This window comes from Phenylobacterium sp. (genome assembly GCF_030651755.1).
Taxonomy (GTDB): domain Bacteria; phylum Pseudomonadota; class Alphaproteobacteria; order Caulobacterales; family Caulobacteraceae; genus Phenylobacterium.
On record NZ_JAUSBZ010000159.1, the window covers coordinates 20,303 to 29,655 of the forward strand.

13 protein-coding genes and 2 tRNA genes are annotated in these 9,353 nt (G+C 67.5%); 10 read left to right on the top strand and 5 right to left on the bottom strand.

All coding sequences use genetic code 11. From position 1 onward, the window contains the following. Positions 1 to 2: 2 nt before the first annotated feature. Together rpiA and glmU are read right to left on the bottom strand one after the other, a co-directional pair. Positions 3 to 686: a ribose-5-phosphate isomerase RpiA gene (gene rpiA, locus Q7V15_RS15715; RefSeq protein ID WP_304756754.1), complete on the bottom strand. Its 684-nt coding sequence runs from the start codon at positions 684 to 686 to the stop codon at positions 3 to 5. A gap of 89 nt (positions 687 to 775) precedes the next feature. Beyond that, positions 776 to 2,137 (bottom strand): bifunctional UDP-N-acetylglucosamine diphosphorylase/glucosamine-1-phosphate N-acetyltransferase GlmU, encoded by a 1,362-nt coding sequence (glmU, locus tag Q7V15_RS15720; protein ID WP_304756755.1) that lies wholly within the window; start codon positions 2,135 to 2,137, stop codon positions 776 to 778. A 90-nt stretch (positions 2,138 to 2,227) separates the two neighbouring features. On the opposite strand from glmU, the gene Q7V15_RS15725 reads away from it, so the two are divergent. The 3 genes from Q7V15_RS15725 (at position 2,228) to Q7V15_RS16530 (ending at position 3,451) form a co-directional block, all read left to right on the top strand. Then, positions 2,228 to 2,950 carry an HAD-IA family hydrolase gene (locus tag Q7V15_RS15725; protein WP_304756757.1) on the top strand — a complete coding sequence of 241 codons (723 nt, stop codon included), beginning with the start codon at positions 2,228 to 2,230 and terminating at the stop codon, positions 2,948 to 2,950. Positions 2,951 to 2,966: 16 nt separating this feature from the next. Then, a tRNA-Val gene (locus tag Q7V15_RS15730) sits at positions 2,967 to 3,041 on the top strand. Positions 3,042 to 3,364: 323 nt separating this feature from the next. After that, positions 3,365 to 3,451, top strand: a complete 87-nt coding sequence (locus Q7V15_RS16530; RefSeq protein WP_370689831.1) for a DUF5961 family protein — start codon at positions 3,365 to 3,367, stop codon at positions 3,449 to 3,451. Positions 3,452 to 3,483: 32 nt separating this feature from the next. On the opposite strand, the gene Q7V15_RS15735 is transcribed toward Q7V15_RS16530, so the two are convergent. Continuing rightward, positions 3,484 to 4,062 (bottom strand): hypothetical protein, encoded by a 579-nt coding sequence (locus tag Q7V15_RS15735; protein WP_304756758.1) that lies wholly within the window; start codon positions 4,060 to 4,062, stop codon positions 3,484 to 3,486. Between the two features lie 280 nt (positions 4,063 to 4,342). Between Q7V15_RS15735 and Q7V15_RS15740 the strand changes: the two genes are divergently transcribed. Beyond that, positions 4,343 to 4,555, top strand: a complete 213-nt coding sequence (locus Q7V15_RS15740) for a hypothetical protein (RefSeq protein ID WP_304756759.1) — start codon at positions 4,343 to 4,345, stop codon at positions 4,553 to 4,555. A gap of 12 nt (positions 4,556 to 4,567) precedes the next feature. Here the strand turns inward: Q7V15_RS15740 and Q7V15_RS15745 are convergent, their stop codons facing one another. Continuing rightward, complete coding sequence (locus tag Q7V15_RS15745) at positions 4,568 to 4,924, bottom strand: Hpt domain-containing protein (protein WP_304756761.1); 357 nt, start codon at positions 4,922 to 4,924, stop codon at positions 4,568 to 4,570. Positions 4,925 to 5,013: 89 nt separating this feature from the next. On the opposite strand from Q7V15_RS15745, the gene Q7V15_RS15750 reads away from it, so the two are divergent. The 3 genes from Q7V15_RS15750 (at position 5,014) to Q7V15_RS15760 (ending at position 6,329) form a co-directional block, all read left to right on the top strand. Then, positions 5,014 to 5,089: transfer RNA gene (locus Q7V15_RS15750), tRNA-Lys, on the top strand. 64 nt (positions 5,090 to 5,153) lie between these two features. Beyond that, positions 5,154 to 5,429 carry a DUF1294 domain-containing protein gene (locus Q7V15_RS15755; RefSeq protein ID WP_304756762.1) on the top strand — a complete coding sequence of 92 codons (276 nt, stop codon included), beginning with the start codon at positions 5,154 to 5,156 and terminating at the stop codon, positions 5,427 to 5,429. A gap of 177 nt (positions 5,430 to 5,606) precedes the next feature. Next, a complete protein-coding gene (locus Q7V15_RS15760) occupies positions 5,607 to 6,329 on the top strand; it encodes a superoxide dismutase (RefSeq protein ID WP_304756764.1) in 723 nt (240 codons plus the stop codon). Positions 6,330 to 6,411: 82 nt separating this feature from the next. On the opposite strand, the gene Q7V15_RS15765 is transcribed toward Q7V15_RS15760, so the two are convergent. Then, entirely contained in the window at positions 6,412 to 6,771 is a 360-nt protein-coding gene (locus Q7V15_RS15765) for a hypothetical protein (protein ID WP_304756765.1), read from the bottom strand. Between the two features lie 319 nt (positions 6,772 to 7,090). Here Q7V15_RS15765 and Q7V15_RS15770 point away from each other — a divergent pair, with 319 nt between their 5' ends. From Q7V15_RS15770 to Q7V15_RS15780, 3 genes are all read left to right on the top strand, one after another. After that, positions 7,091 to 8,155, top strand: a complete 1,065-nt coding sequence (locus Q7V15_RS15770) for an MlaE family ABC transporter permease (protein ID WP_370689830.1) — start codon at positions 7,091 to 7,093, stop codon at positions 8,153 to 8,155. 65 nt (positions 8,156 to 8,220) lie between these two features. Continuing rightward, complete coding sequence (locus Q7V15_RS15775; protein WP_370689832.1) at positions 8,221 to 8,982, top strand: ABC transporter ATP-binding protein; 762 nt, start codon at positions 8,221 to 8,223, stop codon at positions 8,980 to 8,982. Positions 8,983 to 8,984: 2 nt separating this feature from the next. Next, positions 8,985 to 9,353: MlaD family protein (locus Q7V15_RS15780; RefSeq protein WP_304756768.1), on the top strand; the 369-nt coding region annotated here is incomplete at its 3' end.

Sequence of the window (9,353 nt, forward strand, 5' to 3'; positions counted from 1 at the left end):
GTCTAGGGTTCGATGGTGACGACGCCCTGAGGCGTCCCCACCAGGGCCAGGTCGGCCAGGTCGAGGAACAGGCCGTGGTCGACCACCCCGGTGACGCTCTTCAGCGCATCGGCCAGGGCCGCGGGGTCCTCGATGCGACCACAGGCGGCGTCATAGATAAGGTTGCCGCCGTCGGTTCGCACCGGCGCGCCGTCCTTCACGCGCAGACGGGGCGCGACGCCCAGGTCGCACTCCGACAGGGCGTCGCAGAGTCGAAGGGCTGTGGTCTCGTGGGCGAAGGCCACCACCTCGATGGGCAGGGGAAACTTGCCCAGCATCGGCACGCGCTTGGCGGCCTCAGCGATGACCACGCAGCGGCGCGAGGCCTCCCAGACCAGCTTCTCCCGCAACAGCGCCGCCCCGCCGCCCTTGATCAGCGACAGGGCCGGGCCGATCTCGTCTGCGCCGTCGACGGTCAGGTCGATGGATTTCACCGGCCCGAGCTCAGCGAGCCTAAGGCCGAGACTTTCCGCCAGATCGGCTGTCGCCACGGAGGTGGCGACACAGGTCACGTCCAGGCGCCGTGCGGCCAGGGCCTTGACGAACCAGGCCGCCGTCGAGCCGGTGCCCAGGCCCACCACCATGCCGGCCTCGACTATCTCTGCGGCGGCCTCGCCGGCGGCCTTCTTCTGGGCGTCTGCGTCCATCTGGATTCCGTGTTCCGGCCGCCGGAGTTCGGCGGAGGGCATCGTTCTAGGCGCCTGGGGCGGGGAAGACCACGCCCAGACGTCGGGGATCAGGGCTTTTTCGGACGGGCCGCCTTGGCGGCGCGGAAGCGAGCGGCCCAGCCGGGCTTCTCGACCTGACCGCCCCGCTCCAGGGCCAGGGCGTCAGGCGCCACATCGCTGGTGATCACCGAGCCTGAGCCCGTATAGGCGCCGGCCCCGATGCGCACCGGCGCCACCAGGGCGGAATTGGAGCCGATGAAGGCGCCCGCCCCCACATGGGTCTCGAACTTGTCGAAGCCGTCATAGTTACAGAAGATCGTTCCGGCCCCGATATTGGCGCCGGCGCCCACCGTCCCGTCTCCCAGATAGGCGAGATGGTTGGCCTTGGCGCCTTCGCCGACCAGGACCTTCTTCACCTCGACGAAGTTGCCGATGTGGGCGCGGGCGCCAATCTGGGCGCCTGGCCGCAGGCGGGCATAGGGGCCAACAAGGGCGCCCTCCCCCACCTCGGCGCCCTCAAGATGGCTGAAGGCGCGGATCACCGCCCCGGCCGCCACCCGGACCCCAGGGGCGAAGACCACGAAGGGTTCGACCGTGGCGCCGGCCGCGATCTGCGTATCCCAGGAAAAATGCACCGTGTCCGGCGCGGGCATGGCCACCCCTTCGTTCAGGAAGTGGTGGCGGCGGCGCTGCTGGAAGATGGCCTCGGCCGCCGACAGCTGGGCCTGGGAATCAGCGCCCATCACCGCGCTTTCCGGAGCAAAGACCGCGCGCACCTGAGCCTCATCGGCGACGGCGATGGCCACCACCTCGGTCAGATAGTACTCGCCCTTGACGTTGTTGTTGCCCACCCGGGCCAGCCAGCCGAACAGCTCCGCCCTGTCGGCGGCCATCATGCCGGAATAGCAGGCCCGCACATGGCGCTCCTCCTCATTGGCGTCGCGAGCCTCCACGATCCGGATCACATGGCCGTCGGCCCCGCGGATCAGCCGGCCATAGAGGGCCGCATCGGCCGGCTCGAAGCCCAGCAGGGCCAGGCCCACCCCTTGGTCGCGCAGGGCGAACAGGGGCTCCAGGTCCTTGCCCTCCAGGAGCGGGCAGTCGCCATTGGTGACCAGCACCTCGCCGTCGAAGTCAGCCAGGGCGTCCCGGGCGGCCAACACCGCATGACCGGTGCCGAGCGGCGGGTCCTGCACGGCGACGGCGCCCTCCCCCAGGCGCGCGACCACCGCGGCGCGAACCTCGGGGCTGTGGGTCCCCACGACGACCACTACGCGGCCGCAGCCGGCCGCCTGGACCGCGTCAATGGCCCGGTCGAGCATGGTCCGGCCGCCGACCCTGTGCATCACCTTCGGCACAGGCGACTTCATCCGCGTGCCCTGGCCCGCGGCGAGGATGACGGCGGCGCGGGGTCTGGCGCTGGAGGTCATGGGACAGGTCCTTGGCGAGTCGACGGCGTTGCAATCATGGGGCGTTTAGCCGAAACGGCGACAGGTTTCGACGTCAGGAGACGAACAGAGATGGCCGCCCACCTCGATCTGACGGCCCTGGCCGGCGCCACGCTCGCCTTCGACCTGGACGGCACCCTGGTGGACACCGCGCCCGATCTGGTCGGCACGCTGAACGTCATCCTGCAGGAGGAAGGCCACGCCCCCCTGCCGCTCGCCGAGGCGAGGCCCTTCATCGGCAAGGGCGCGCGCTGGCTGCTGCAGCGGGGGTTCACTGAGGCCGGCGCGCCGATCTCCGACGACGCCATGGGCGGCCTCTTCGAGCGGTTCATCGTCCGCTACAACGCCCATATCGCCGATGAAAGCGCCCCCTTCCCCGGCATGGTCGAGACCCTGGGGGCCCTGCGGGAGGCCGGGGCGCGGCTGGTGGTCTGCACCAACAAGCGCACCGACCTCTCCACCAACCTGCTGGACGCGTTGAAGCTATCTTCGCTGTTCGAGGCCATCGTCGGCGCCGACGCCGCCCCGGCCCAGAAGCCTGACCGCCGCCACCTGGAGACCGCCATCGCCCGGGCCGGCGGCCGCCCTGATCGCGCGGTCATGATCGGCGACGCCGCCCCCGACGCCGGCGCCGCCCGCGCAGCCGGCGTGCCCCTGGTCCTGGTCAGCTTCGGCTATACCGAGGTTCCTGTGGCCGACCTGGGGGCGGACATCCTCATCGACCACTATGGCGAGCTGCCGGGCGCCTGTTTGCAGCTACTGGCGGCTTGCCGCCGGCCAAACGAGGCGCTATAGGCGCATCCCTTCCGATGGATGCGTAGCTCAGCGGGAGAGCACCTCGTTCACACCGAGGGGGTCACAGGTTCAATCCCTGTCGCATCCACCATTCCTTTCAGCGGGTTAGAGATTTCTCCCCGCGGCGCTTGCCAGATGGCGGGCCAGGAATGCTGATGTACTTCATCGTCCGGTCCGGTCGGCTGGCATCGATCCAGACGATATGACGCAGCCGGCGTTGGGGACCTGCATACGGGTCCGGGACGATCCTCGGGGCTCAATCCCCGCGAGCGATAGCCGCAATGTTCATCGCGCCGTCCGATTCCGACGTCTCGACGCCTCGGCGTCCCGAGCCCACTGACGGACCAGGCGGCCAGACGTGCAAACCGAGCCTGGCCCTGATCGGCAGGTCGCGGCACGAGATGGTTCATCCCGATGACCGGGAAGAGTTGCCCAGAGACCGGCCATGAACACTGTTTCCGCATCTCGCTCGAGAGCGGCGAAACCTCCGCCTGCGGCTGATGGCGAGACCGTGGCGGCGCTGGCCGCCCGCCCTATGCCCCGGGAACCACACCAGTCTCGGCGGGCAGCGGCTTTGTCAGGTCGAAGTCGACCCGAAACAGGCGTCCAGGCCGGGCCAGCTCGTAGGTGAAGGTTTCCGGCGAGAGCTCCAGCGACCAGACGTTGGTGTTGGACACCGTCCGGTCGGTGCGAGTGAACAGCGCAATGGAATAGGCGTCCACAGGGAAGCTCTGGCGACCGGCGGTCCCGAGCTCCAGGCTGTCGCCCCCGTACTGGGAAAGCTCATCCTCGGTCCCGTCATCGTGCCGGTGGTCGTGTTTGAGCCGCAGCCGGTCCTCCCCCAGGCGGGTGATGACCCAGGTGCGCGAGTGGTCCTCGCCGACATGGAAGGGGATACGGATCTCGGTCTCGTCGCAGCTGGCCACGTGCATGATCAGCTCAGCTTCTCGAAACACGGCGTCGGTTTCGTTTCCAGCCGCCACCTGGCCCGCGAAGCTCTGGCCGCACAGCTTGCCCAGGGCGTCGAAGAACGCTCCGGCCGGGCTTTGGGCGAGGGCGGCTGGCGCAGCCGCCAGCCAGGCGGAGGCGGCCAGGGTGAGGACGAACTTCATGGAACTTTCTCCGCGTCTGGGCGGCGTGGCGCCCGCTTGGCCTGAACCCTAGAGCCTGATGCGATCAGACGGAATCGTCTGATCGCATCAGGCTCTAAACTCTAAGTCCTGAGCGCGTTTCGTCCCGATAGCCGGTTCCCACTTATCGGAACGCGCTCTAGGCGACAAACGCCGTCGGCGTCCAACCCCACCGGCCCGCCGCGCCGGCGCGGTCCTGTGTCATCTCGGCGGGAGCATGGGCTAGAGTCCTGCGACCTGCCCTGGCGATTCGGACCCCCTTATGAGCAAGCCCCCCGAGCTGAAATACCGGCCCCTGAGCGACGGGCGCTATGAGGTGTGGCTGCATGCGGTGATCCCGCAGGACGCCCTGCTCGGCCTGCACGGGGTGCTGGCCCAGTATGGCGCCGAGGGGCCGCCCGATCTGGCCGACACCGAAGACGAAGGCGCCCAGAGCGACCCAGCCTCCGAGAGCGGCGGCGGCCGCGCCCACTAGACCCGGCGTGGCTCAGCCGGCTCGCGGGGGGCTCTTCAGCGAGCGCAGCATCAATTCGTGCACATAGGCCGCCACGTCCGTCAGGGCCGCATCCAGGGCGTCACGAACCTCAGCCAGACGGCCCTCCCCCTCTAACTCGGCGACGGCGCAGGCCTGGGCCAGGGCGGCGGCCCCAATGCCCCGGGCGGTCCCCTTGATCGTGTGTACGGCGTCCGGCCAGCCCTCCTGCCCCGGGGCGATCAGGGGCGCCCACAGGGCGGCCTGCTGGCGGAACAGCTCGAGGACTTCCGCCACCACCTCCAGGTCCCCGGCGGCGTAGGATTCCAGATAGGCGAAGTCCACCACCCCGGTGATATCGCGACGCGCCATAATTCTCTCAGCCCCTCGCTTGCCAAGCCGGGAAATCCGGCTATGTTCCGCGCCCTCGCCGGGACCCCGAAAATCGGACCCGACGCGATGGGTGCATAGCTCAGTTGGTAGAGCAGCTGACTCTTAATCAGCGGGTCGTAGGTTCGAATCCTACTGCACCCACCAAGTTTTCCCACGAAAACGGATGGTGGTCAGGCGTCCTGGGTTTGGCCCTTGGGGAGCAGTTGGCATGTGGACCTTCGCCCTCCTCTATCTCGCCGCCCTCAACCTCGTGACCTTCGCCCTCTTCGCTCTCGACAAGCGACGGGCGATCGCGGGCGGGCGGCGGATTCCTGAGCGCACCTTGCTGGGCCTGGCCGCGCTGGGGGGCTCAGCCGGCGCGCTGTGCGCTCAACAGGGGCTGAGACACAAGACACGCAAGCAACCCTTTGGCGCCCAACTGGTCGGGATCGTCGGAGCCCAGACGCTGGCCTTGGCGATTGTCCTGACGCGGACCGTCGACTGACCTCCCGGCCCCGCCGCAACACTTTGCGCCCCCTGTACGTTCAGGTCGCGGCGAGCGACCTGCCAATCCCGCCGCCCTGAGGGCCAGACCGCACGGGGGTCGGCTCGCCCCAGACCGTCCCATGGCGCTATGCTGGAAGCCCTCGCGCCAAGACCAAAACCTGAAGGATGCCGCACCATGTCCCTGCCCGCGCTTCGCCTCGCCCTCCTGGCCACCTGCCTCGTCGCCACCCCGGCGCTCGTCCAGGCTCAGGCGGCCGCGCCGCAGACAGCCGCCGCGCCGGCCGCGGCCTTCAGTCTCGCCCCCCTGCCCTATGGCTATGACGCCCTGGAGCCGGTGATCGACGCCGAGACGATGCAGATCCACCATGGCCGGCACCATCAAGGCTATGTGAACAACCTCAATGCCGCCGTGGCTGAAACCCCGGCCCTGGCGGGCAAAGCCCTGGAAGACATTCTTGCCGAGGTCTCCAAGCATCCCGCCGCTGTGCGCAACAACGCCGGCGGCCACTACAACCACACCCTGTTCTGGACGCTGATGGCCCCGACCGACCAGGTGGGCGAACCTTCCACCGCCCTGAAGGCTCAGATCGACAAGGACTTCGGCTCGCTGGCGGCTTTCAAGACCGCCTTCGAGGCGGCCGGCGCCCAGCGGTTCGGCTCAGGCTGGGCCTGGCTCATCTGGGACGGCGAGAAGCTGACCGTCGCCTCAACGCCCAACCAGGATAACCCGCTGATGGACGACGCCCCGGTGAAGGGCGCCCCGATCATCGCCAATGATGTCTGGGAACACGCCTACTACCTGAAACACCAGAACAGCCGCGGCGGCTATCTCAGCGGCTGGTGGCAGGTGTTGAACTGGAATGAGGCCAACCGCCTGTTCGACGCGGCGAGGCGCTAGACAGGGCGCAACCCGCCCTCAGTCTGCGCCGCTTGCACAGCGCCGCAGTCTGAGGGCCGACGCCCACGACAGCCGAAAGACTTCAGGGATTCGGCGACGCGTCTTGATTCTCAACAGAAGGCGCCTCAGGCGGATCATTGAGCGGCGGCAGGTGGGCGGCCACCAGATCCTCCCGCTCGGCCACGCGCACGGCCCGCCGAACATTCAGACGCAGCAGCAGCTCGGCCGCAGGCCATCGCTGTCGCACTTCCTCCAGACGTCCGGCCAGATCGGCGCCCATGACGTTCTCGGTCTCTCCGGCATAGAGCAGGCGGGAGCCCTCAGGCGCGGTTTCGGCGATGACATAGTTCGCGCCCGCCGTTGGCGGAATGCGGTCATCCTCCAGGGCGGTATAACGGTAGTTTACGCCGGACTTGCCGACGAAATCGAGTTGGCGGGCCAACACAACGCTCCCAGCCTTAAATACGCTTTTTCCAATACGCCCCCGGCAGTCCCGCGGGCGGCTCTCTCTCTACACGGTCAAATCGGGCGAAAGCGAGACACCATCCATGGTCAAGCTGTCCTTTTCACGCATCAGGCTCACGGGCGGAACGTCGGCCGCCATAAGGCGTTCCGACCTCACCTCCGGCTCTGCTAGAGTTTGGACGAGGCCACGCCTCTGAGTCCCGCCGTGAGTTTGGAGCCGAGATATTTCCAGGGTTTCCCCAGATGGCGACGTTCCCGCAGCCTTTGCGCTGACCGGGGATGAAGGCTCCCGCAAGGTGAGCCTGACGGGCGACTGGACTCTCAACGCCCTGGGCAAGGAGGGCCGGCGTCTGGTCGCCGCCGTCCGCGACCAACCTGTGAATTCCTATGACCTCACCGAGGTGGGCAAGCTCGACACCGCCGGCGCATTCGCGCTGATCCGCGCCGCAGGCGGCGATCTTGACCCGGCCATGGTCACGGCTCGCCCTGAAAATCAGCGGCTTATCGAACTCGTCTCCGAAGCCGCCGCAAAACACGTTGAGCCCAAACGGGAACTGCGCGGCTGGACCGAGATGACCGTGCGGATCGGCAAGGGGGTCGTCAATCTGGGCTATGACGCCTTCGACACCCTGGTCTTCGCCGGCCATCTGCTGATCGTTCTCGGCAAGAGCGTGGTCAATCCCGCGCGCATCCGCTGGGCCTCGGTCTTTTCCCTGGCCGAACGGGCCGGGCTGGACGCCATTCCCATCGTGGCGGTGACCTCCTTCTTCATTGGCGCGGTGGTCGGCCTGCTGGGCGCCAATATGCTGCGGGAATTTGGGGCCCAGGTGTTCGCCGTCGAGCTGATCGGCGTGGCGGTGCTGCGCGAATTCAACATCCTGATCACCGCCATCCTGCTGGCGGGCCGCTCGGCCTCATCCTTCGCCGCCGAGATCGGGTCGATGAAGATGAACCAGGAGGTGGACGCCATGAAGGTCATGGGCGTCGATCCCTTCGAGGCGCTGGTCTTCCCGCGGTTCATGGCCCTGCTGGTCACCATCCCGCTGCTGACCTTCGTCGCCACCCTGGCCGGACTGTGCGGCGGCCTGGCGGTGACCTGGAGCGTGCTGGACATCGGCCCGAGCTTCTTCTTCCAGCGGATTCTGGAATATGTCGGCCCAGAGCATTTCTGGGTGGGCATGTCCAAGGCGCCGATCATGGCCATCGTCATCGCCGGCATCGGCTGCCGCCAGGGGATGGAGGTCGGCGGCGACGTGGAGTCCCTGGGCCGACGGGTGACGGCCGCCGTGGTCCACGCCATCTTCGCCATCATCATGATCGATGCCGCCTTCGCCCTGCTCTATATGGAGCTGGACATTTGACCGACGTCACAGCCGATCCTGAGGTCGAAGCCGCGCCCACCCCCGCGCCTTCGGACGACTATGTCATCGAGGTCCAGGGCCTGCGGTCGCAGTTTGGCGACCATGTGGTCCATGAGGATCTCAATCTCAATGTCCGACAGGGGGAGATCGTCGCCGTGGTGGGGGGGTCGGGCTCCGGCAAATCTGTACTGCTGAATTCCATCATCGGCCTGAAGGTCCCGGAGGGGGGCGTGGTCCGGGTCTTTGGCCAGGACGTCAGCCGTTCGCGGGCGGCCAAGGGACTGGAACGCCGCTGGGGCGTTCTCTTCCAGCACGGGGCGCTCTTCTCCAACCTCACCGTGCGAGAGAACATCGAGGCGCCTATGCGCGAACATACCCGCCTGTCGACCCGGGAAATGGAAGATCTGGCGGATCTCAAGATCGCTCTGGTCGGGCTGCGGCCTGATGCCGGCGCCCTCAAGCCCTCAGAGCTGTCTGGCGGCATGCGCAAGCGCGCAGCCCTGGCCCGGGCCCTGGCCCTTGACCCGGACCTGCTGTTCCTGGACGAACCCACGGCCGGCCTTGATCCGATCGGCGCCGGCGCCTTTGATGAGCTGATCCGCGACCTATCCGACAGCCTGCACCTGACGGTCTTCATGATCACCCACGACCTCGACAGCCTCTATACGATCACCGACCGGGTGGCGGTGATCGCCGACCGCAAGGTCGTGGCCGAGGCGCCGGTGGCCGAGCTGGAAACCTCTGACCATCCCTGGATCCAGGAATATTTTCTGGGTCCCCGGGGCCGCGCCGCCGCGAAAGCCACCGCCCAGGGGAGCCGGGCCTGATCATGGAAAAAAACGCCAACTACGCGCTGGTAGGGCTATCCACCCTCATCCTCTTCGTCGGCCTCGTCATCTTCAGCATCTGGCTGGCCCGAGTGGCCTTCGCCCGGGACTACGACGTCTATGACATCCTGTTCCAGGGGCCGGTCCGCGGCCTCTCCCAGGGTGGCGAGGTGCATTTCAATGGCATCAAGGTCGGTGAAGTCACCGACATCTCCCTGGACCGGACCAATCCCAGCCGGGTGATTTCCCGGATCCGGGTCAATTCCGACGTCCCGATCCGGGTGGATTCCTACGCCACCCTCGAACCTCAGGGCATCACCGGTCTGAACTATGTGCAGATCACCGCTGGCACCTCCACCCGCCCCCTGTTG